The sequence below is a fragment of the Micromonospora sp. NPDC048898 genome, assembly GCF_043198035.1.
In the GTDB taxonomy this organism is placed as follows: domain Bacteria; phylum Actinomycetota; class Actinomycetes; order Mycobacteriales; family Micromonosporaceae; genus Micromonospora.
The window spans coordinates 173,271-195,053 of record NZ_JBICUF010000004.1; the positions used below are offsets into that span (position 1 = coordinate 173,271).

A 21,783-nucleotide genomic window follows, 5' to 3' on the forward strand; every position below is an offset into this window, starting at 1 on the left:
GCTTCCCCCATGAGCGACCGCCCCCGGCTGCTCCCGCTGCTGACCGGCTCCCGCCACGGCAGCCGTGACGCCATGACCTGCCTGTACCGCTGCGGAAACGCCTGTGACCACCCGGTGCCGAACACCTCCGACAACGCGTACTTCGGAGACGTGGTGAACGCGGAGGTCTCGCGACGCGGCGTGGTCCGGGCCGGCGCGGTCGGTGCGCTGGTCCTCGGCTTCGGCGGCGCGGCTGCCGGTGCGCTGGCCGGTGCGGCCCCGGCCATGGCGGCCCCCACCACCCCGGACGTCCCGGAGGCCTTCGGTTTCGGCCGTCCCAGCACCGGCGTCGGCAACGGCGCGCTGACCTTCAAGCCGATCCCACCGAACAAGCTGGACACCCTTGTCGTCCCGAACGGCTACGACCACGCCGTGGTGATCAAGTGGGGTGACCCGGTGCTGCCGGGCGCGCCGGAGTTCGACCTGCACCACCAGAGCGCCGCGGCACAGTCGAAGCAGTTCGGTTACAACAACGACTTCGTGGGCGTGCTGCCGCTGGACAAGCAGGGCAAGCGGGCACTGCTCGTGGTCAACCACGAGTACACGAACGAGGACCTGATGTTCCCGGGCTTCCCCGGCCTGGACGGGCTCTCCGTCGAGCAGTTGCGCACCGCCATGGCCGCCCACGGCATGTCGGTGGTGGAACTGGAACGGGTCGCGGGCACCGGGCAGTGGAAGCCGGTCGACAACGGCCGCCGGCCGTACAACCGGCGGGTCACCGCGCTGAGCACCAAGTTCGACCTCACCGGCCCGGCCGCCGGCTCGGCCTGGCTGAAGACCGCCGCCGATCCCAAGGGTCGTACGGTCGTCGGCACGCTCAACAACTGCGCCGGTGGCGTGACCCCGTGGGGCACGGTGCTCTCCGGTGAGGAGAACTTCAACCAGTACTTCGTGGGCGCCGACGCCGCCCCGGCCGAGCTGAAGCCGAAGCTGGACCGTTACGGCATCGGCACCGCGAGCCGCTACCCCAGCGGCAGCCGCAAGTGGGAGCGCGCCGACGAGCGTTTCGACCTGGCCAAGCACCCCAACGAGGCGCACCGGTTCGGTTGGGTCGTCGAGATCGACCCGTTCGACCCGGAGAGCCGCCCGCGCAAGCACACCGCGATGGGCCGGTTCAAGCACGAGGGCGCGAACGTGATCGTCGCGAAGGACGGTCACGTGGTCGCGTACATGGGCGACGACGAGCGGTTCGACTACCTCTACAAGTTCGTCTCGGACAAGAAGTTCCTGAAGGGCAACTCCTGGGCCGCCCGCAAGCACAACCTGACCCTGCTGGAGTCCGGCACGCTCTACGTGGCGAAGCTCGACGAGACGAGCGCCGCCGAGATCGACGGCTCGGGCCAGCTCCCCACGGACGGCGCGTTCAACGGCCGGGGCCGCTGGATCAGGCTGGTCAGCGGCAACCGGTCGTTCGTCGACGGGATGACCGCCGCGGACGTGCTCACCTTCACCCGGATCGCCGGTGACAAGGTCGGCGCGACCAAGATGGACCGCCCCGAGGACGTCGAGCCGAGCCTGCTCACCGGCAAGGTGTACGTGGCGCTGACCAACAACACCGACCGCGGCAAGGTTGGCAAGGCCCCGGCCGACGAGGCCAACCCGCGCAACGCCAACAAGCACGGGCAGATCCTGGAACTGGTCGAGGACCGCAACGACAACACGGCCGAGACCTTCGCCTGGTCGCTGCCGATCGTCTGCGGCGACCCGACCGACCCGTCGACCTTCTTCGCCGGGTACGACAGGACCCGGGTCTCCCCGATCTCCTGCCCGGACAACGTCGCCTTCGACGCCACCGGCAACCTGTGGATCTCCACCGACGGCAACGCGCTGGGCAGCAACGACGGCCTGTTCGCCACCGCCGTGGAGGGCCCGGAGCGGGGTCACCTCAAGCAGTTCCTGACCGTGCCACTCGGGGCGGAGACCTGCGGGCCGTTCATCACCGGCGACAACCGCTCGGTCTTCGTCGCCGTGCAGCACCCGGGTGAGATCACCGGCGCCTCGGTGGAGAACCCGGCCTCGAACTGGCCCGACGGCGACTACGCCAAGCCGGGCGTGGTGGTCACCTGGCGCCTCGACGGCGGCCCGGTGGGCAGCTGACGGTGCCACCGCGGCCGGCGGGCCGCTGAACGTCACCTCACTGGCGGGTCCGGCGCTGGACCGCCACGAGAGGCCCTCTCCCAGCCCGGGAGAGGGCCTCTCGTCGTCGGTTGGGGTCAGGAGTCGGCGGCGATGCCGTCAGCGACGCTACGGGCCACCGTGAGCAGTTTGGCGCGGACCACCCGGGCGGAGGTCATCATCTCGCTGGCCGGCAACGCGCAGGCCAGCACGACGCGGCGTTCCATGTCCTTGTCCGGGGCGACGAGCACCGCCGCGCAGGCCACCCCCTGACGGAACTGCCCCATCTCCAACTGCATGCCGCGCCGGTCGCCGGCGGCCAGGTCGGCCTCGAACGCCTCGGTGGTGGTCAGCGTGGCGCTGGTGAACGGGCGCATGCCGTACTCCCGCAGATAGCGGTAGCGCTGGTCGACGGTGAGGGTGGCGAGCAGCGACTTGCCGAGAGCCGTCGCGTGCGCCCCCTCGTCGAAGCCGGGGACCAGATCCTCCAGGTAGGGCGAGCGGTGCCCCTCGGCGACCGCCGTGATGGCCACCTGCCCGCCGACGAAGCGACCCAGATAGTGGCTGTAGCCGGTGTCCAGAGCGGCCCGCCGCAACGTCTCACCCACCACCGGCGGCCCCCGGAAGGCGGTCACCAACTCCCGGTAGCGGTCGGCCACCTCCAACCCCACGATGTACGTGCCGTCCTCGCGACGAATCACGTAGCCCTCGTAGGCGAGCGTGCGGACCAGGTGGTAGGTGGTGGCCACGGTCAGCTCACACCGCCGGGCGATCTGCTTGACGGTCAGGCCTTTCGGGGCACGACCGACCGACTCCAACACCCGCAGCGCTCGGGACACGCTGCGGATCAGGTCCGAAGGTTCTGCCAAGGGGTCGCGCACAACCACCTCCGCCGCCGGGGACTTACACCATATGAAAAACAGGCCCACTGCGAAATGCCTGTTCGGGTGGAGGATGCCAGATCATCACCCACAGCGTGTACCCCCCCGGTCACCATGAGTGGTTCGAGCAGGGTTCACGTAGCTTTGCCGGACGATGACCAACACCGTCTCCACCTCCGCCCCGATCGCCGCCCGACCCCACCCGGTCCGGGCCAGTGCCGGCGCGGTCGTCACCACCGTGGCGTGCGTACTGCCCGTCTTCCTGCTCGGCGGTCTCGCCGTGCAGATGGGCACCGACCTCGGCTTTTCCCCGGCCGGCCTCGGCCTGGCCGTGGCCGTCTACTTCGGGGTCAGCGCGCTCGCCTCGGTGCCCTCCGGCCGACTTGTCGAGCGGTACGGGCCGGCCCTGGTGGCCCGCTGCGGCATCCTGCTGGCCGCCGGGTCGACGCTGGCCGTGGCCGCTTTCGCCCGGTCGTACCCGATGCTCGTCGGCCTGCTGGCGCTCAGCGCCGCCGCGAACGCGCTGGGCCAGTTGGCCAGCAACGCGGCGCTGGCCCAGCACGTGCCGGCCCGCCGGCAGGGCCTGTCGTTCGGCGTCAAGCAGGCCGCCATCCCCGCCTCCACCCTGCTGGCAGGTCTGGCGGTGCCCACCTTCGCGCTCACCGTCGGCTGGCGCTGGGCGTTCGTGGCCGCCGCCGTGGCCGCGTTGACGGCGCTGCCCGCCGTACCCCGGCAGTTGCCCGACCCGGCGCGACCGTCCGGTGCCTCGCGCACCGGTCGGGCCACGGCGGCGCTCGTGGTGCTCGGCGCGGCGGCGACGTTGGCCGCGGCGGCGGCCAACGCGCTGGGCACCTTCCTGGTGGACTCCGCCGCGGCTCGGGGCCTCTCGCCCGGCCTCGCCGGCCTCACCCTGACCCTGGGCGGCGCGGCCTGCATGACGGCACGGGTCGGTGCGGGCTGGTTGGCCGACCGTCGCGACACCGGTCACATCGCCGTCATCGCCGCGATGCTCGTCGTCGGCGCGGCCGGGCTGGTCCTGCTCGCGCTGACCGGCTCGGTGCCGCTGGTGGCTGGCGTGGTGCTCGGCTTCGGCCTGGGTTGGGCCTGGCCGGGCCTGATGAACTTCGCGGTGGTCCGACTCCACCCGCAGTCGCCGGCCACCGCCACCTCGATCACCCAGACCGGGGTGTACGCGGGCGGCTGCCTCGGCCCACTGAGCCTCGGCCCCCTCGCCGCCCACTTCGGCTACCCCGCCATGTGGAACGTGGCGGCGGTGGCGATGCTGTTCGCCGCCGCCCTCATGCTCGTCGGCGGTCGCCTCTTGACCGCGGCCCGCCCCGAGCCGGTCGCCCGCCCCGCCCACCTCCGTTGATCATGAGGTTGTCGTCGGATCCCCGGCGTGTCGCAGCTATAACCTCATGATCACCGCTGAGGGGCGGGGGTCAGCCGGTGCGGTCGGCTATGTAGTCGCAGAGGGATTCGAGGGCCCGGCGGGACGGCCCCTGCGGGAGCGGGGCCAGCCGCGCGCGGGCGTCCTCGGCGTAACTGCGGACGGTCTCCCGGGCCCGCTTGAGGGCCGGACTCTCCCGCAGCAGCCCCAACGCCTCCGTGTGCAGCGCGTCGTCGGTCAGCGGACCGGTCGCCAGGATCTCCCGCAGACGCACCGAGGACGCGTCGGCGTCGTCCGCCGCGCGCGCGTAGAGCACCGGCAGCGTCGGGACACCCTCGCGCAGGTCCGTGCCGGGCGTCTTGCCCGACTGCCCCGACTCGGAGGCGATGTCCAGCAGGTCGTCGGAGAGTTGGAAGGCGACACCGATCGTCTCGCCGTACCCGGCGAGGGCCTCGACGTGCTCCGCCGGGGCGCCACCGAACATCCCGCCGAACCGGGCCGACGTCGCGATGAGCGAGCCGGTCTTCTCGGCGATCACGTGCAGGTAGTGGGCCACCGGGTCGTCGTCGGCCCGCGGACCGACGGTCTCCGCGATCTGACCGTGCACCAGCCGGGCGAAGGTGCGTGCCTGCAACCGGACCGCCTCGGGGCCCAGATCGGCGGCGATGTCCGCCGCCCGGGCGAAGAGGTAGTCGCCGACCAGGATCGCGACCGAGTTGGTCCAGCGGGAGTTGGCGCTCGGCGCACCCCGGCGCACGGCGGCCTCGTCCATCACGTCGTCGTGGTAGAGGGTGGCGAGGTGCGTGAGCTCCATCACCACGGCGGCCGGGACCACCTGCGCGGCACCTGGGTCGCCGAACTGGGCGCCGAGCGCCACCAGCAGCGGCCGGAAACGCTTCCCGCCGGCTTCCAGGAGGTGCCGGGCCGCCTCGCTGACGAACGGGTCGGCACTGGACACACTGGCCCGCAGCTCGACCTCGACCGTGTCCAGCACGCCGAGCACGGAAGCCTCGACACGGGGATCGGCGAGGTGCAGGCCGAGCGCACCGAACTGACTCGTGCTCGCCCGACCCCGCCGACCGCCGGAGCCGGAGGAACCTGAACGCTCGCCCGCCGGATTCACCACGCTATCAACCATGCCACACCCGTTCTACCTGCTCCGGGCCGGGGATACGCACCGGGGGCCGGCACGTGAACACGCGCCAACCCCCGGTAGTCGATCTCTCGGTCATCGAACGAATTCGGCAGCTCCGGTGGCCAGCTCGATCAGCGGCGCCGGGGCGACGCCCAGCACCAGGGTCGCCAGCACACCGATCATCAGCGCCGCGGAGGTGAGCCCACCGGGCACCGTGACCGTCGGGGTGGACTCGCCCGGCTCGGAGAGCCACATCATCACCACGACCCGCAGGTACGGGAACGCGAGCACCATGCTGGTCAGCACACCGGCGATCACCAGCCAGGTCTGACCACCCTCCAGCGCCGGCCCGAAGACCGCGAACTTGCTCATGAAGCCACTGGTGAGCGGGATACCGGCGAAGGCCAGCAGGATGAAGGTGAACAGGGCGGCGAAGAACGGCGAGCGTCGACCCAGCCCGGCCCAGCGGGACAGGTGGGTGGCCTCCCCGTCGGCGTCGCGCACCAGGGTCACCACCGCGAACGCGGCAAGCACCGAGAAGCCGTACGCGACCAGGTAGAACATCGTGCCGGCGAGCCCCTCGCGGCTCGGCGCCAGCACACCGACGAGCAGGTAGCCGGCGTTGGCGATCGAGGAGTACGCGAGCAGCCGCTTGATGTCGGTCTGGGTGACCGCGAGCACGGCGCCGATCAGCATGGTCAGCACCGCCACCACGCCGAGGACCGGGGTGAAGTCCCAGGTGGCGTCGGCGAACGCGACGTGGAAGACACGCAGCAGGGCACCGAACGCGGCGACCTTGGTGCAGGCCGCCATGAAGCCGGTGACCGGGGTCGGCGCACCCTGGTAGACGTCCGGGGTCCAGACGTGGAACGGTGCCGCCGCGGCCTTGAACAGCAGACCGATGGCGAGCAGCGCCATACCGGCGAAGAGCAGCACCTGACTGGCCGGAGACTCGCTCACCGCCGCGTCGATGGTGGCGAAGTCGACGCCGGCCACCCGACCCGGCATACCGGCGGTGAAGCCGTAGATCAGGGCCACGCCGAACAGGAAGAAGGCGGAGGCGTACGCGCCGAGCAGGAAGTACTTCATCGCCGCCTCCTGGCTCAGCAGGCGGCGGCGACGGGCCAGCGCGCAGAGCAGGTAGAGCGGCAGGGAGAAGACTTCCAGCGCGATGAACATGGTCAGCAGGTCGTTCGCCGCCACGAAGATCAGCATGCCGCCGATGGCGAACGTGGTCAGCGGGTAGATCTCGGTGAGGCCGTTGCGCCCCTCGGCCTGCCGCCGGTCGTCGGCCGACTCGGCGGTCACCGCGGCCTGGGCGACGAACGCCCCGCCCAGTTCGACCGAGCGGTCACCGATCAGCAGCAGCGCCATCGCGGCCAGCACCAGGATCGCGCCCTGGAGGAACAGCGTCGGGCCGTCCACCGCGATGGCCTGACCCGCGGTGATCATCCGCTCGTCGGCGTTGAGCACCACCATGGTCAGTGCCGCGAGCACCGCCACCAGCGCGAGCGTCAACTGCACCACGTGCCGCGAGCGCCGGGGCACGAAGGCCTCGACCAGCACGCCGAGCAGCGCGGTGCCCAGCATGATCAGGATCGGGGAGAGCGCCGCGTAGTCGATCGACGGCAGTTCGAAATCGGTCACTTTGCCGCCTCCTGGACGGTGCCCACCGACGGGGCCGGGTCGGTTCTGCCGATGTCGTCCATGGTCGCCTGGACGGCCGGGTTGATCACGTCAGTGACCGGCTTGGGGAAGAAGCCGAGCAGCACGATCAGTGCGATCAGTGGAGCGACGACGACCTTCTCGCGCAGGTTGAGGTCCCGGCGCATGCCGTCGACCTCGGTGAGCGTCGGGTTGAGGGTGCCCTGGGTGGTGCGCTGCACCATCCACAGCACGTACGCGGCGGCCAGGATGATGCCGAGCGTGGCGATGATCGCGACCGGCTTGTTCACCGTGAAGGTGCCGATCAGCACCAGGAACTCGGAGATGAACGGTGCCGTACCGGGCAGCGCGAGCGACGCGAGACCGGCGAAGAAGAGCACCCCGGCGAGCACCGGGACCAGCTTGCCGGCCCCACCGAAGTCGCTGATCAGCGCGGAACCACGCCGGGAGATGAGCATGCCCACGACCAGGAACAGCAGGCCGGTCGCCAGACCGTGGTTGAGCATGTAGAGCACCGCGCCGGTGCCGGCCTGGGTGGTGAAGGCGAAGATGCCCACCCCGATGAAACCGAAGTGCGCGATCGAGGTGTACGACACCAGCCGCTTGAGGTCGTTCTGACCGACCGCCAGCAGCGCGGCGTAGACGATGCCGATCACGCCCAGCGCCAGCGCCCACGGCGCGAACCACTTCGACGCCTCGGGGAACAGCGGCAGGCAGTAGCGCAGGATGCCGAACGTGCCGACCTTGTCCAGCACACCGACCAGCAGTGCCGCGGCGCCCGCCGGGGCCGCGCCACCGGCGTCCGGCAGCCAGGTGTGGAACGGGAAGAACGGGGCCTTGATGGCGAACGCGAGGAAGAAGCCGAGGAACAGCCACCGCTCGGTGCCGGTGCTGATGTCGACCTCCGACAGCGCCTGCCAGTCGAAGGTCTTGCCACCGACCACCCACAGCCCGATCACGGCGGCCAGCATGAACAGACCGCCGACGAGCGAGTAGAGGAAGAACTTCACCGCCGCGTACTGCCGCTGGTGGCCGCCGTAACTGCCGATCAGGAAGTACATCGGGACCAGCATGACCTCGAAGAACACGTAGAACAGGAAGACGTCGGCGGCCGCGAAGACGCCGATCATCGTGCACTCGAGGACCAGCAGCAGCGCGAAGTAGACGGGCACCGACCGCTTCGACGACTCAGCGTCGTGCCAGGACGCCAGGATCACCAGCGGCACCAGCACCGCGATCAGCATCAGCATGACCAGCGCGATGCCGTCGGCGGCGAAGGTGAAGCTGACACCCCAGTCCGGGATCCACGAGTACGACTCGCGGAACTGGAACCGGTCACCGCCGGCCTTGAAGCTGACCCACATCACCACCGAGAGCACCAGCACGAGCAGCGACCAGACGAACGCCACCTGCTTGGCCAGCTCCGGCCGGTGGCGCGGCAGGAAGGCCACCACCAGGGCGCCCACCAGTGGCGCCACGGTGAGCACCGAGAGGAACGGGAAGTTGGACATTATGCGGCCTTACCTCCGTCGTGGATGCGTGGTCCGCCGGCGGGGGCGGGCGTATTGCGGTCGATCACGCCAACCACCCCGCCTGCACCGCCAGGAACGCCGCCATCACCAGCAGCGCACCGGCGAGGATCGAGGTGGCGTACGAGCGGACGAAGCCGGTCTGCATCCGCCGGAGCCGACCCGAGCCACCGCCGACCGCGGCGGCGAGCCCGTTGACCAGCCCGTCGATGCCCCGGTTGTCGAGGTAGACGAGCGCCCGGGTGAGGAAGATGCCCGGCTTCTCGAAGATCGCCTCGTTGACCGCGTCCGCGTACAGGTTGCGCCGGGCGGCGGTGACCAGGACCCCGGCCGGCTGCGGTGCGGTGGCCGTGCCGGCCCGGAACAGGAACCAGGCCAGCCCCGCGCCGAGCACGGTCACCAGCAGCGAGAGCGTGGTGATCACGGCGTGCGAGAGGACCGCCTCGTGCTCCGCGTGCTCGCCACCCAGCCCGGCGGTCGCCGTCAGCCAGTCGGGCACCGACGTGGAGAGCAGGAAACCGGCGCCGACGGAACCGGCGCCCAGCAGGATCAGCGGGATGGTCATCAGCTTCGGCGACTCGTGCGGGTGCTCGATGTCCTCGGTCCAACGCTTCGGACCGTGGAAGGTGAGCACGAACAGCCGGGTCATGTAGAACGCGGTGAGCCCCGCGCCGAGCAGCGCCGCCCCGCCGAAGAGCCAGGCGGTCCAGTCCTCCCGCTCGAAGGCGGCCACGATGATCGGCTCCTTGGAGAAGAAGCCGGAGAACGGGAACATGCCGATGATGGCCAGCCAACCCATCATGAAGGTCAACCAGGTGACCTTCATGTACGTCGACAGCCCGCCGAAGCGGCGGATGTCGACCTGGTCCTTCATCCCGTGCATCACCGAACCGGCGCCCAGGAACATGTTGGCCTTGAAGAACCCGTGCGCCAGCAGGTGCACGATGGCCAGCGCGTACGCCCCGCCGCCGAGGCCGACACCGAGGAACATGTAGCCGATCTGGCTCACCGTCGACCAGGCGAGCACCCGCTTGATGTCGTCCTTGGCCGCGCCGATGATGCAGCCCATCAGCAGGGTGAGCGCGCCGACGCTGACCACCACGAGTTGGAGCGTCGTGTTGGCGGAGAAGACCGGGTTGGAGCGGGCGATCAGGTAGACGCCCGCGGTGACCATGGTGGCCGCGTGGATGAGCGCCGACACCGGGGTGGGGCCCTCCATGGCGTCCGGCAGCCACGCCTGCAGGGGGAACTGACCGGACTTGCCGGCCGCGCCGAGCAGCAGCAACAGACCGAGGACCAGCACGGTGGTGCCGGTCAGCGAACCGACACCGTTGAACACCTCGTCGTACTGGGTGGTGCCCAGGGTGGCGAACATGATGAAGATGCCGATGGCCAGGCCGGCGTCGCCGACCCGGTTCATCAGGAACGCCTTCTTGCCGGCGGTGGCCGCGCTCGGCCGCTCGGTCCAGAAGGAGATCAGCAGGTACGACGCCAGACCGACGCCCTCCCAGCCGAAGTACAGCATCACGTAGTTGTTGCCGAGCACCAGCAGCAGCATCGCCGCGACGAACAGGTTGAAGTACGCGAAGAACCGGCGACGGCCCGCGTCGTGCGCCATGTACTCCACCGCGTACAGGTGGATCAGGAAACCCACCCCGGTGATCAGCAGTACGAAGACCGCGGCCAGGGGGTCGAACAGCAGGCCGAAGTCGACGCGCAGGTCACCGACCGCGATGAAGTCCCAGAGGCTCAGCTCGACCGACTTGTTCTCCAGGCCACGCAGCTGGAAGAAGAAGCTCAGGCCGAGCACGAACGCGGCGCCGATGGCGGCGACGCCCAACCAGTGCCCCCAGCGGTCGGCCCGGCGGCCGAGCAGCAGCAGGATGGCCGCGCTGAGCAGCGGGATCGCCACCAGCAGCCAGACGCCCCCGAGCAGCCCCGTGGCCTGGGCGTATTCCACAGTCTCTTCCACCGGTGGACCCCTCTAGTACTTGAGCAGGTTGGCGTCGTCGACACTCGCCGAGCGTCGCGTCCGGAAGATGGACATGATGATCGCGAGTCCGACCACGACCTCGGCCGCCGCCACCACCATCACGAAGAACGCCATGATCTGACCGTTGAGATCACCGTTGATCCGGCTGAAGGTGACCAGCGTCAGGTTGGCCGCGTTGAGCATCAGCTCCACGCACATGAACAGCACGATCGCGTTGCGCCGGATCAGCACCCCGGCGGCGCCGATGGTGAACAGCACCGCGGCGAGCACGAGGTAGTAGGTCGGCTCGACCGAGAAGAACGATCCCATTACGTGGTTTGCCTTCCGTTCGCGACTGCGGGGCTCCGCTCCGCTGCACTCCTCGCGCTCACCGGTCCGTACCCTTCAGAGCCGTCTCCTCGGCGGTCAGCTCGCGCTGCGGAAGGATCGCCGGGGTGCTGCGGTCGGTCAGGCGGCCGTCGGGCAACCGTGCGGGGGTGGCCACCGAGGAGGAGGTCGCGAAGACGCCCGGCCCCGGCTTCGGGCCGGGGTAGTTGCCCGGGGCGAAGCGCGCCCGCATGGTCGACACCTGGTCGACCTTGTCCTGCTTACGCCGCTCGACGTGGGCCAGCACCATGGCACCGACCGCCGCGGTGATCAGCAGTGCCGAGGTCAGCTCGAACGCGAAGACATACTTGGTGAACAGCAGCCGGGCGATGCCCTGCACGTTGCCCTCGGCGTTGGCCTGCTCCAGGCCGACCGCGTTGGTCCGGTCCAGTGCCTGGTAGAGACCGGTGCCGACCAGGCCGGCGAAGCCCAGGCCGAGCACGATCGCGGCGACCCGCTGGCCGCGCAGCGTCTCGATCAGCGAGTCGGTGGAGTCCCGGCCGACGAGCATCAGCACGAACAGGAAGAGCATCATGATCGCGCCGGTGTAGACGATGATCTGCACCATGCCGATGAACGGACCGGCCTGGAGCACGTAGAACACGCCCAGGCAGAGCATGGTCAACACCAGCCACAGCGCCGAGTGCACGGCGTTGCGCGCGGCCACCATCCCGATCCCGCCGATCAGCGCGAGCGGGGCGAGGATCCAGAAGGTGACCGCCTCGCCGCCGGAGACCGAACCGGCGGCGGCGAGCACCGAAGACGTGTTCATGCTTGCTCTCCCTTGCCGGCCGCGGCCCGCTGGGCGGCCTGCTCGGCGCCCGGGAACGTCACGCCGGGGTGCTCCTCGACCCGGTAGCGGCCGGGGCCCATCGGCGACGTCTCCGCACCGGCGGAGGTGCCCGGGTTGTCCAACGCGCCGATGTAGTAGTCCTTCTCGCTGTCACCCAGCCGCATCGGGTGCGGCGGCTGCTCCATGCCCTCCAGCAACGGCGCGAGCAACTGCTCCTTGGTGAAGATCAGGTCCTGCCGGTTGTCCCGGGCCAGCTCGTACTCGTTACTCATGGTGAGCGAACGGGTCGGGCAGGCCTCGATGCACAGCCCACAGAAGATGCACCGGGCGTAGTTGATCTGGTAGATGCTGGCGTACCGCTCACCCGGCGAGAAGCGCTGCTCGTCGGTGTTGTCGCCACCCTCGACGTAGATCGCGTCCGCCGGGCAGGCCCACGCGCACAGCTCGCAGCCGATGCACTTCTCCAGGCCGTCCGGGTGCCGGTTGAGGATGTGCCGCCCGTGGTAGCGCGGCGCCGACACCGGCGGCTTGAACGGGTAGTCGGTCGTGACGACCTTCCTGAACATGTGCGAGAAGGTGACACCGAATCCCTTGAACGTTCCGGTGATCGCGCCCACGTCACACCTCCCTGGAGTCCGAGCCGGCAACGATGTTGGCCGGCTCCCGCTCGGCGACCACGCGCGTGATGCGCGGGCTCGGTGGTACCTGAAGATCCATCGGCGGCAGCGGGAAGCTCCCGTACGGCCGGTTGTCGACCTGCTCCTGCGTCGTCGGCGTCGTCTTCGGCTTCCGGCTGGGCCAGAAGATCGTGACGAGCAGCAGGATGCCGGCCGGAATGCCGACGGCGATGACCTTGCCGCGCGAGTCCCAGTCCTCGATGGACCGCAGGCCCGACAGGACCAGGATCCAGACCAGGTTGATCGGCAGCAGCACCTTCCAACCGAGGCGCATGAACTGGTCGTAGCGCAGCCGGGGCAGCGTGCCGCGCAGCCACACGAAGACGAAGACCAGCGCGATCACCTTGCCGAAGAACCAGAGCATCGGCCACCAACCGGAGTTGGCGCCCTCCCACAGCGTGATCGGCCACGGTGCGCGCCAACCGCCGAGGAACAGCGTGGTGGTGACCGCGGACATGGTCACCATGGCGACGTACTCGCTGAGCATGAAGAGCGCGAACTTCAGCGAGCTGTATTCCGTCATGAAGCCCGCGACCAGCTCGGACTCGGCCTCGGGCAGGTCGAACGGCGCCCGGTTGGTCTCACCAACGGTGGCGATGAAGAAGATGACGAAGCTGGGCAGCAGCAGGATCGCGTACCAGCCCGGTGCCGGGATCTCGGTGCCGAAGATGGTCAGCCGGGTGGCGTCGCCCTGAGCGGCGACGATCCCGCTGGTGCTCATCGTGCCGGCGGTCATGAAGACCGCCACGATGCTCAGGCCCATGGCAACCTCGTAGGAGATCATCTGGGCGCTGGACCGCAGACCGCCGAGGAGCGGGTACGTCGAGCCGGAGGCCCAACCACCCAGCACGATGCCGTAGACGCCCATCGAGGAGCAGGCCAGCAGCAGCAGCACCGCCACCGGCACGTCGGTGACCTGCAACGGCGTGTGGTGGCCGAAGATGCTCACCATCGGGCCGAACGGCACCACCGACAGGGCGGTGACGGCGCAGATCACCGAGATGGTCGGTGCGAAGAAGTAGACGACCTTGTCGGCCGCCTTCGGCAGGATGTCCTCCTTGAAGGCCATCTTCAGGCCGTCGGCGAGGGTCTGCAGCAGACCGAACGGGCCGACCTGGTTGGGGCCGGGCCGCACCTGCATGTAGCCGACCACACGCCGCTCGAACCAGACGCCGAGCAGGGTGGCCAGCAGACCGAAGGCGAACGCGAAGACGATCTTGCCGAGAACCAGCCACCACGGATCCCGACCGAAGTCGGCCAGCGTCGGATCCTGGGCGAGAAGGGGACTCACGGTGCCCACCTTTCGTTCGCGACTGCGGGGCTCACTCGCTGCGCTCGTTCACTCCTCGCGCTCACTGGTTACCCCCGGAGTTGAGGAGCGGACCCGGGAGACCGGTCTCGTCGGCCGCCGCACGCCCGGCCGGGATTGCCGGGCTCGCCGCGGGGACGGAGATCCGGACGACCGCGCCGGACGTCGCCCCGAGGCTGCGTCGCACGGTCGAACCGGGTGAGTTGGTCGGCAGCCAGACGACGCCGTCCGGCATTTCGGTCAGCTCGGCCGGCAGGGTCAGCGCCCCCCGGTCGGTGCCGACCGTGACCGCGTCGCCGTCGGCGACACCGAGTGCGTCGGCGGTGCCCTTGCCCAGCCGGACCACCGGCGGGCGAGCGGTGCCGGCGAGGTTCTCGTCACCCTCGGTCAGGCTGCCGAGGTCCACGAGCTGGTGCCAGGTCGCCAACACGGCCTCCCCGGCGCCCGGGTGCGGCACCCGGCCCGGCGCCACCGACGGCGTGGACGGCCGAGTCGTACGAGTCGCCGGCAGCCCGCCCAGTTCGCGACGCACGCTCGGCACATCCGCGGTGCCGAGCCGCACGTCGAGCAGCGCGGCCAGCGCGTCGAGCACCCGACCGTCGGTCATCGCGGCGGTGGTCAGCACCGCCTCGAACGGGCGCAGCCGACCCTCCCAGTCCAGGAAGCTGCCGGCCTTCTCGGCCACCGGGGCGATCGGCAGCACCACGTTCGCCCGCCGGGTCACCGCGGTGGGGCGCAGCTCCAGGCTCACCAGGAACGGCACCGCGTCCAGGGCGGACTCGGCCAGTCGCGGGTCGGCCAGGTCAGCCGGGTCGACACCGCCGACGACGAGCGCGCCGAGCTGCCCGTTGGCAGCGGCGGTGAGGATGCCGTCGGTGTCCCGACCGGCCTGGCTCGGGATCACCCCGGCCGGGATGTCCCACGCCTCACCCAGCTCGGCCCGCGCGGCCGGCTCGGTGACCAGCCGGCCACCGGGGAGCAGGTTGGGCAGGCAGCCCGCGTCGACCGCGCCGCGGTCACCCGCGCGCCGCGGCACCCAGGCCAGCTTCGCACCGGTACGCCGGGCCACGTCCGCCGCGGCGGAGAGCCCGCCCGGCACACTCGCCAACCGCTCGCCGACGATCAAGATCGCGCCCGGCGCGCTCAGCGCCTCGGCGACCGTGGCGTGCTCGGCGAGCACGCTGGCCTCCTCGCCCGGCACGACCCGGGCCAGCTTGGCACCGAGCTTCTCCAGGCCGCGGGTGGCGAACGGCGCCAGCGCGTACACCGTCAGGGTCTTCTTCAGGTACGCCTTGCGCAGCCGCAGGAAGAGGATCGGGCACTCCTCCTCCGGCTCCAGGCCGACAAGCACCACCGCCGGCGCGTTCTCCACGTCGGTGTAGGTGACGTCGGTGACCCCGGCGACCGAGCTGGCCAGGAAGTCGGCCTCCTCGCGGGAGACCGGCCGGGCCCGGAAGTCGATGTCGTTGGTGTTGAGTGCGACCCGGGCGAACTTCGCGTACGCGTACGCGTCCTCGACGGTCAGCCGACCGCCGGTGAGCACCGCCGTGCCCTGCCCGCCCTCCCGGGCGGCGTGCAGCCCCTCGGCGGCCACGGTGAGCGCCTCGCTCCAGGACGCCTCGCGCAGCTCACCGGTGCGCTCGTCGCGCACCAGCGGAGTGGTCAGCCGGTCGGTGGCCCGGGTGTACTGGAAGCCCCACCGGCCCTTGTCGCAGTTCCACTCCTCGTTGACCTGCGGTTCGTCACCGGCCAGCCGGCGCAGCACCTTGCCGCGCCGCCAGTCGGTGCGCTGCCCGCAGCCGGCCGAGCAGTGCTCGCAGACGCTCGGGCTGGAGACCAGGTCGAACGGGCGGGCCCGGAAGCGGTACTGCGCACCGGTCAGCGCACCCACCGGGCAGATCTGCACGGTGTTGCCGGAGAAGTAGGAGTTGAACGGCACGTCGCCGGCGTCGCCCTCCTCGCCGTACGCGTCGTCCCGGTAGATGTTGATCTCCTCGGCGGACGACCGGCCCATCAGGTCGATGAACTTGTCGCCGGCGATCTCCTCGGAGAACCGGGTGCACCGCTGGCAGAGGACACAACGCTCGCGGTCCAGCAGCACCTGGCTGCTGATCGCCATCGGCTTCTCGTACTCCCGCTTGTGCTCGTGGAAGCGCGAGTCGGTGCGGCCGGTGGACATCGCCTGGTTCTGCAGGGGGCACTCGCCGCCCTTGTCACACATCGGGCAGTCCAGTGGGTGGTTGAGCAGCAGCAGCTCCATCACCCCCTCCTGCGCCTTCTTGGCGACCGGCGAGGTGAGTTGGGTGCGGACCACCATGCCGTCGGCGACGGTCTGGGTGCAGGAGGCCACCGGCTTGCGCTGGCCCTCCACCTCGACCAGGCACTGCCGGCACGCGCCGGCCGGGGCCAGCAGTGGGTGGTCGCAGAACCGGGGGATCTCGGTGCCCATCTGCTCGGCGACCCGGATCAGCAGCGTCCCCTTGGGGGCGGTGACCTCGACGCCGTCGATGGTGAGCGTGACGGTCTCGGTCTGCTTGGCTACGTCGGTCATCAGTGCGCCCCTACCAGGGTCTTCTCCGACAGCTTGGGTGCGGTACGTCCCTCGATGTAGTCGAGGTAGTCCTGCTTGAAGTACTTCAGCGAGGAGGTCACCGAGCTGGTCGCGCCGTCACCGAGGCCGCAGAACGAGCGGCCGAGGATGTTGTCGCAGGTGTCCAGCAGGGTGTCCAGGTCCTCGTGGGTGCCCTGGCCGGCGAGGATCCGCCGGTAGACCCGGACCATCCAGTAGTTGCCCTCGCGGCACGGGGTGCACTTGCCGCACGACTCGTGGTGGTAGAACTCCAACCACCGGTACGTCGCGTAGACCGGGCAGTCCTGGTCGGAGAAGATCTGGGTGGCCGTGGTGCCGAGGATCGAGCCGGCCGCCGCCACCCCCTCGAAGTCCAGTGGCACGTCCAGGTGCTCGGCGGCGAGCAGCGGGGTCGACGAGCCCCCCGGAGTCCAGAACCGCAGGTTGTGACCGGGCTGCATCCCACCGGCCAGCTCCAGCAGCTCGCGCAGCGTGACGCCCATCGAGCACTCGTACTGGCCCGGGTTGACGATCCGACCGGACAGCGAGTAGATCATCGGCCCGGAGGACTTCTCGGTGCCCATGGACTTCCACCAGTCGGCCCCACCGAGCACGATCGGCGGCACGCTGGCGATGGTGCCGACGTTGTTGACCACCGTCGGGCTCGCGTACAGGCCGTGGGTGGCCGGGAACGGCGGGCGCAGCCGAGGCTGACCCCGGAAGCCCTCCAGCGAGTCCAGCAGCGCCGTCTCCTCACCGCAGATGTACGCCCCGGCGCCGGAGTGCACCACCAGCTCCAGGTCGTAGCCGCTGCGCAGGATGTTGCGGCCCAGGTAGCCCTTGTCGTACGCCTCCTGGACGGCGTTGCGCAGCCGACGCGCGGCGTGCACCGCCTCGCCCCGGATGTAGATGTAGGCGCGGCTGGCCCGGATCGCGTACGACGCGATGATCACGCCCTCGACCAGCGCGTGCGGGTCGTGGGTCATCAGCGGTAGGTCCTTGCAGGTGCCCGGCTCGCCCTCGTCGGCGTTGACCACCAGGTAGTGCGGCTTGCCATCGCCCTGGGGGATGAAGCCCCACTTGAGACCTGTCGGGAAGCCCGCGCCACCCCGACCCCGCAGCCCGGAGTCCTTGATCAGCTGGATCAGGTCGTCCGGGTGGGCCTTGAGTGCCTTGCGCAGGGCGGCGTAGCCGTCGAGCTGCTCGTACGTGCCGATGCGCCAGGCGTCCGGCGACAGCCAGCGCTTGGTCAGCACCGGCGTCAGCTTGGCCACGGTCTCCGGGCGGGGAGTGGTCACTTCTGGGCCCCCGTTTCGTTCGCGTCCGCCGGACCGGCGCCGTCGGCGTCCGTACCAGCCTTCGCTTCGGTGAGGTTGCGCTCCTGCGCCCCGGCCTCGTCGCCGGCGGGCTTGCCGTCGCCGGCCGGCGCGTTGGCCGCCACGCCAGCGGCCTCGGCCGAGCGCGCGTCGCGCGGCTCGGGCGCGGTGCTGTCCGCCGGGACCTTGGTGCCCGGGGCGTCCGGCACCGCCGTGCCCGCGTCCGGTTGCCGGGTCTCGGCGGCGCGCACCTCCGGCGACTTGTCGTCCGGTGCCTTGACGTCCCGCGTGGTGCTGCCGGCGGCATCCACCGGCTTCGCCGTCTCGGTGGCAGCTGCCGGCTCGGCGACCGCGGCTGCCCCGGTCGGGGCGGACGCCCCGTCGCCGCCCTTGACCGGGGCCGCGCTGGCCTCGACGGGCGCCGGTTTGGCGGCCTCCGCCTTCGCCTTCGCCTCGGCGGCGGCCTTGTCCGCCTCCGCCTTGCTCCGGATCGGGGTGTTCGGGTCGAAGCCCGGCACCGAGACGCCGTGCTGCTGGGCCAGCCGCAGCCCGCGCAGGGTCGGCTCGCCCGGGTCGCCGTCGGCGACCGCGCCGTCGCGGTCGTCGGCGAAACCGGCGAGCTGCACCGCCATCTCCTTGAGCGTGCAGAGCCGGGCACCCCGGGTCGGCATCGGCCGGCCGCCCGCGCGCAGCTCGTCGACCACACCGACCGCCGTCGACGGGTCCACGCGGTCGAAGAAGTCGTAGTTGACTGTCATCACCGGGCCGTAGTCGCACGCCGCCAGGCACTCGGCGTGCTCCAGCGTGATCGTGCCGTCGCCGGTCGTCTCGTCGTGCCCGACGCCCAGGTGCTCGGACAGGGTGTCGTAGACCTCCTGGCCACCGAGCACGTTGCACATGGTGTTGGTGCAGACGCTGACCAGGAAGTCACCAGTCGGCTTGCGCTTGTACATCGTGTAGAAGGTGGCCACCGCACCGACCTGGGCCTTGTTCAGCCCCAGCACCTCGGCGCAGAACGCGACCCCGGCCGGGGACACGTACCCCTCCTGCGCCTGCACCAGGTGCAGCAGCGGCAGCAACGCCGAGCGGGACCGGTCCGCCGGGTAACGGGCGATGATCTCGCGCGCCCGATCCCGGGTCTCGTCAGTGAAAGTCGTCGTCATCAGAGCCGCCTTCCGTTCGCGACTGCGCCGCCGTCTGCCCGCGACTGCGGGGCTCGCTCCGCTCGCTCCTCGCGCGGGCGGCTGGGGCTCGCAAGCTCACTCCTCGCACTCACCTGTCACAACCCCCCATGACCGGGTCCAGAGAGGCGCCGCCGGCGATCACGTCGGCGATCAGGCCACCCTCGGCCATCGCCGGGAGGGCCTGGAGGTTGACGAAGCTCGGCTCCCGGTAGTGCACCCGGTACGGCCGGGTGCCACCGTCGGAGACCGCGTGCACGCCCAACTCGCCGCGGGGCGCCTCGATGGCGACGTACACCTGGCCGGGCGGCACCCGGAAGCCCTCGGTCACCAGCTTGAAGTGGTGGATCAGCGACTCCATCGACTGACCCATGATCTTCGCGACGTGCTCCAGCGAGTTGCCCATGCCGTCCACGCCGATGGCGAGCTGCGCCGGCCAGGCGATCTTGCGATCGGCGACCATGACCGGTCCCGGACGAAGCCGGTCCAGGGCCTGCTCGACAAGCTTCATCGACTCCCGGATCTCGGCGAGCCGGACCTGGTAGCGGCCCCACACGTCACCGTCGGGGTGGGTCGGCACGTCGAACTCGTAGTTCTCGTAACCGCAGTACGGCATGGTCTTGCGCAGGTCCCAGGCGAGGCCCGCGGAGCGCAGCACCGGCCCGGTGATGCCGAGCGCCACGCAGCCGGTGACGTCCAGCACCGCGACGTTCTTCGTCCGCTCGGTCCAGATCGGCTGACCGGAGAGCAGGTCCTCGTACTCCTTGAGCTTCTTCGGCATCATCTTGAGGAACTCGCGGATCTTGACGATCGCGTCGTCCGGCACGTCCTGTGCCACACCGCCCGGCCGCACGTACGCGTGGTTCATCCGCAGGCCGGTGATGGTCTCGAAGATGTCGAGGATGTACTCCCGCTCGCGGAAGCCGTACAGCATGATCGAGATCGCGCCCAGCTCCATGCCGGTGGTGGCCAGCCAGACCAGGTGCGACGAGATCCGGTTGAGCTCCATCATCAGCACGCGGATGGTGGTGGCCCGCTCGGTGATGTCGTCGGTGATGCCGAGCAGCTTCTCGACGGCGAGGGCGTACGCCGTCTCGTTGAAGATCGGGGCGAGGTAGTCCATCCGGGTCACGAACGTCGAGCCCTGGACCCAGTTGCGGTATTCGAGGTTCTTCTCGATGCCGGTGTGCAGGTAGCCGATGACGGACCGGGCCTCGCGGACCGTCTCGCCCTCCAGCTCCAGGATCAGCCGCAACACCCCGTGCGTGGACGGGTGCTGCGGACCCATGTTGACGACGATCCGCTCGTCGTTGATCGGGTCGGTGCCCGAGACGATGGTGTCCCAGTCCCCACCGGTGACGGTGAAGACCCGGCCTTCTTCGGTCTCGTACTCGCTGGCGTAGTTCGACGTCGTCACTGGTACGACCTCCGCTCGTTCGGCGGTTGGATCTCCGCGCCCTTGTACTCGACGGGGACACCGCCGAGCGGGTAGTCCTTGCGCTGCGGGTGGCCCTCCCAGTCGTCCGGCATGAGGATCCGGGTCAGGTTGGGGTGACCGTCGAAGACGATGCCGAACATGTCGTACGCCTCCCGCTCCTGCCAGTCCGCGGTCGGGTAGACGGCCGTCACGCTGGGCAGGTGCGGGGCCGCCACGGAGACCGCGGCCTCCAGCCGGATCCGCCGCCGGTACGTCATCGAGGTGAGCAGGTAGACCACGTGCAGGCGGCGCTCGTCGGCACCCAGGTAGTCCACGCCGGACACCGAGGAGCACAGCTCGAACCGCAGCGCCAGGTCGTCGCGCAGCACCTGGCAGACCTCGGCGATCCGCTCCGGCCGGACGTGCAGGGTCAGCTCGCCCCGGTCGACCACGACCTTCTCGATCGCGTCACCGAAGGCCGGGTACGCCTCCTCCAGCGCGTCGCGGACCTCGTCGAAGTAGCCCCCGTACGGTCGGGGCGCCTCCTCGATGGGTTGGCGCTGGCGGACCAGGCCGCCGTAGCCGGACACGTCGCCGGTGCCGTGGTTGCCGAACATCCCGCGCCCGGCGGGGCTGGACGGCGGCAACTCGGCGGGGGCACCACTCGTGGCGCCGGCCGGCACCACCGGCAGCGGTACGCCGCCGTCGTTGGGCTTGTCCGTGGGTGACGTCATTTGGGGCCTGCCTGCGGGTGGAGGTGGTTCTGAGCGTTCATCCAGTTCTCGATGCGCAGCTGCTCCTCGCGGCCCTCGCGGACCGCCCGGGTCCACTCGGCACGCCGGGCCTTGTCGCTGCGGTACGACGAGGGCATGGAGCCGTAGGGCACGACCGGAACGTCGCCGCGCTCCTGACGGGCAGCCAGCATCTTGCGGCCGTTCGGGCCCAGCGGCTCATACATGATCTTCTCGCGGAGCTTGAGGATCGCGTCGATGAGCATCTCCGGCCGGGGCGGGCAGCCGGGCAGGTACATGTCGACAGGCACGACGTGGTCGACGCCCTGCACGATCGCGTAGTTGTTGAACATGCCGCCGCTGCTGGCGCAGACGCCCATGGAGAGCACCCAGCGGGGCTCGGCCATCTGGTCGTAGATCTGGCGCAGCACCGGAGCCATCTTCTGGCTCACCCGGCCGGCGACGATCATCAGGTCGGCCTGTCGGGGGGACGCCCGGAAGACCTCCATGCCCCAGCGGCCCATGTCGTAGTGCGGACCACCGGCGGCCATCATCTCGATGGCGCAGCAGGCCAGGCCGAAGGTCGCGCCCCACACGGACGACTTCCGGGACCAGTTGACCAGCTTCTCCACCGAGGTGAGCAGGACGCCGGCGGGAAGCTTCTCCTCGATGCCCAT

The 21,783-nt window shown here is 70.2% G+C and carries 17 protein-coding genes; 2 read left to right on the top strand and 15 right to left on the bottom strand.

Annotated features, from left to right (window positions below):
- Positions 1 to 9 precede the first annotated feature (9 nt).
- The gene (locus tag ACGFIQ_RS13790) at positions 10 to 2,136 is read left to right on the top strand and encodes a PhoX family protein (protein ID WP_393243430.1); all 2,127 of its coding nucleotides are present in this window, start codon (positions 10 to 12) and stop codon (positions 2,134 to 2,136) included.
- A 116-nt stretch (positions 2,137 to 2,252) separates the two neighbouring features.
- Here the strand turns inward: ACGFIQ_RS13790 and ACGFIQ_RS13795 are convergent, their stop codons facing one another.
- Positions 2,253 to 3,035, bottom strand: coding sequence for an IclR family transcriptional regulator (locus ACGFIQ_RS13795; protein ID WP_393243432.1), 783 nt, complete (start codon positions 3,033 to 3,035; stop codon positions 2,253 to 2,255).
- Between the two features lie 154 nt (positions 3,036 to 3,189).
- Between ACGFIQ_RS13795 and ACGFIQ_RS13800 the strand changes: the two genes are divergently transcribed.
- Entirely contained in the window at positions 3,190 to 4,407 is a 1,218-nt protein-coding gene (locus ACGFIQ_RS13800; RefSeq protein WP_393243434.1) for an MFS transporter, read from the top strand.
- 70 nt (positions 4,408 to 4,477) lie between these two features.
- Here the strand turns inward: ACGFIQ_RS13800 and ACGFIQ_RS13805 are convergent, their stop codons facing one another.
- The 14 genes from ACGFIQ_RS13805 to ACGFIQ_RS13870 form a co-directional block, all read right to left on the bottom strand.
- Positions 4,478 to 5,563: a polyprenyl synthetase family protein gene (locus ACGFIQ_RS13805; RefSeq protein ID WP_393243436.1), complete on the bottom strand. Its 1,086-nt coding sequence runs from the start codon at positions 5,561 to 5,563 to the stop codon at positions 4,478 to 4,480.
- Between the two features lie 90 nt (positions 5,564 to 5,653).
- Positions 5,654 to 7,150, bottom strand: coding sequence for an NADH-quinone oxidoreductase subunit NuoN (gene nuoN, locus ACGFIQ_RS13810; RefSeq protein ID WP_393244012.1), 1,497 nt, complete (start codon positions 7,148 to 7,150; stop codon positions 5,654 to 5,656).
- 53 nt (positions 7,151 to 7,203) lie between these two features.
- Positions 7,204 to 8,736, bottom strand: coding sequence for an NADH-quinone oxidoreductase subunit M (locus tag ACGFIQ_RS13815; protein ID WP_357557423.1), 1,533 nt, complete (start codon positions 8,734 to 8,736; stop codon positions 7,204 to 7,206).
- Positions 8,737 to 8,800: 64 nt separating this feature from the next.
- On the bottom strand, positions 8,801 to 10,726 hold the full coding sequence (nuoL, locus tag ACGFIQ_RS13820) for an NADH-quinone oxidoreductase subunit L (protein WP_393243438.1): 1,926 nt from the start codon (positions 10,724 to 10,726) through the stop codon (positions 8,801 to 8,803).
- 12 nt (positions 10,727 to 10,738) lie between these two features.
- On the bottom strand, positions 10,739 to 11,056 hold the full coding sequence (gene nuoK / locus ACGFIQ_RS13825; protein WP_238684800.1) for an NADH-quinone oxidoreductase subunit NuoK: 318 nt from the start codon (positions 11,054 to 11,056) through the stop codon (positions 10,739 to 10,741).
- Between the two features lie 58 nt (positions 11,057 to 11,114).
- Positions 11,115 to 11,885: an NADH-quinone oxidoreductase subunit J gene (locus ACGFIQ_RS13830; RefSeq protein WP_393243439.1), complete on the bottom strand. Its 771-nt coding sequence runs from the start codon at positions 11,883 to 11,885 to the stop codon at positions 11,115 to 11,117.
- Positions 11,882 to 12,523 (bottom strand): NADH-quinone oxidoreductase subunit NuoI, encoded by a 642-nt coding sequence (gene nuoI / locus ACGFIQ_RS13835; protein WP_393243441.1) that lies wholly within the window; start codon positions 12,521 to 12,523, stop codon positions 11,882 to 11,884. Before nuoI ends, ACGFIQ_RS13830 begins: the two co-directional genes overlap by 4 nt.
- Before the next feature lies 1 nt (position 12,524).
- Positions 12,525 to 13,874, bottom strand: coding sequence for an NADH-quinone oxidoreductase subunit NuoH (nuoH, locus tag ACGFIQ_RS13840; RefSeq protein ID WP_393243443.1), 1,350 nt, complete (start codon positions 13,872 to 13,874; stop codon positions 12,525 to 12,527).
- 61 nt (positions 13,875 to 13,935) lie between these two features.
- Positions 13,936 to 16,443 carry an NADH-quinone oxidoreductase subunit G gene (locus ACGFIQ_RS13845; protein ID WP_393243444.1) on the bottom strand — a complete coding sequence of 836 codons (2,508 nt, stop codon included), beginning with the start codon at positions 16,441 to 16,443 and terminating at the stop codon, positions 13,936 to 13,938.
- Positions 16,443 to 17,759 (bottom strand): NADH-quinone oxidoreductase subunit NuoF, encoded by a 1,317-nt coding sequence (gene nuoF / locus ACGFIQ_RS13850; protein WP_393243446.1) that lies wholly within the window; start codon positions 17,757 to 17,759, stop codon positions 16,443 to 16,445. The genes ACGFIQ_RS13845 and nuoF overlap by 1 nt, the downstream gene beginning before the upstream one ends.
- Positions 17,756 to 18,940, bottom strand: coding sequence for an NADH-quinone oxidoreductase subunit NuoE (nuoE, locus tag ACGFIQ_RS13855; RefSeq protein ID WP_393243448.1), 1,185 nt, complete (start codon positions 18,938 to 18,940; stop codon positions 17,756 to 17,758). Before nuoE ends, nuoF begins: the two co-directional genes overlap by 4 nt.
- A gap of 109 nt (positions 18,941 to 19,049) precedes the next feature.
- The gene (locus ACGFIQ_RS13860) at positions 19,050 to 20,375 is read right to left on the bottom strand and encodes an NADH-quinone oxidoreductase subunit D (RefSeq protein ID WP_393243450.1); all 1,326 of its coding nucleotides are present in this window, start codon (positions 20,373 to 20,375) and stop codon (positions 19,050 to 19,052) included.
- Positions 20,372 to 21,109, bottom strand: coding sequence for an NADH-quinone oxidoreductase subunit C (locus ACGFIQ_RS13865; protein ID WP_357068634.1), 738 nt, complete (start codon positions 21,107 to 21,109; stop codon positions 20,372 to 20,374). The genes ACGFIQ_RS13860 and ACGFIQ_RS13865 overlap by 4 nt, the downstream gene beginning before the upstream one ends.
- Positions 21,106 to 21,783 (bottom strand): NADH-quinone oxidoreductase subunit B family protein, encoded by a 678-nt coding sequence (locus tag ACGFIQ_RS13870; RefSeq protein WP_030486262.1) that lies wholly within the window; start codon positions 21,781 to 21,783, stop codon positions 21,106 to 21,108. Before ACGFIQ_RS13870 ends, ACGFIQ_RS13865 begins: the two co-directional genes overlap by 4 nt.

Bases quoted from the DNA above. Each gene is read 5' to 3' on its own strand.
- ACGFIQ_RS13790 (WP_393243430.1), top strand. From the start codon at position 10: ATGAGCGACCGCCCCCGGCTGCTCCCGCTGCTGACCGGCTCCCGCCAC.
- ACGFIQ_RS13800 (WP_393243434.1), top strand. From the start codon at position 3,190: ATGACCAACACCGTCTCCACCTCCGCCCCGATCGCCGCCCGACCCCAC.
- ACGFIQ_RS13805 (WP_393243436.1), bottom strand. From the start codon at position 5,563: ATGGTTGATAGCGTGGTGAATCCGGCGGGCGAGCGTTCAGGTTCCTCC.
- nuoN (WP_393244012.1), bottom strand. From the start codon at position 7,150: ATGCTGGGCACCGCGCTGCTCGGCGTGCTGGTCGAGGCCTTCGTGCCC.
- ACGFIQ_RS13815 (WP_357557423.1), bottom strand. From the start codon at position 8,736: ATGTCCAACTTCCCGTTCCTCTCGGTGCTCACCGTGGCGCCACTGGTG.
- nuoK (WP_238684800.1), bottom strand. From the start codon at position 11,056: ATGGGATCGTTCTTCTCGGTCGAGCCGACCTACTACCTCGTGCTCGCC.
- ACGFIQ_RS13830 (WP_393243439.1), bottom strand. From the start codon at position 11,885: ATGAACACGTCTTCGGTGCTCGCCGCCGCCGGTTCGGTCTCCGGCGGC.
- ACGFIQ_RS13845 (WP_393243444.1), bottom strand. From the start codon at position 16,443: ATGACCGACGTAGCCAAGCAGACCGAGACCGTCACGCTCACCATCGAC.
- nuoE (WP_393243448.1), bottom strand. From the start codon at position 18,940: ATGACGACGACTTTCACTGACGAGACCCGGGATCGGGCGCGCGAGATC.
- ACGFIQ_RS13865 (WP_357068634.1), bottom strand. From the start codon at position 21,109: ATGACGTCACCCACGGACAAGCCCAACGACGGCGGCGTACCGCTGCCG.
- ACGFIQ_RS13870 (WP_030486262.1), bottom strand. From the start codon at position 21,783: ATGGGCATCGAGGAGAAGCTTCCCGCCGGCGTCCTGCTCACCTCGGTG.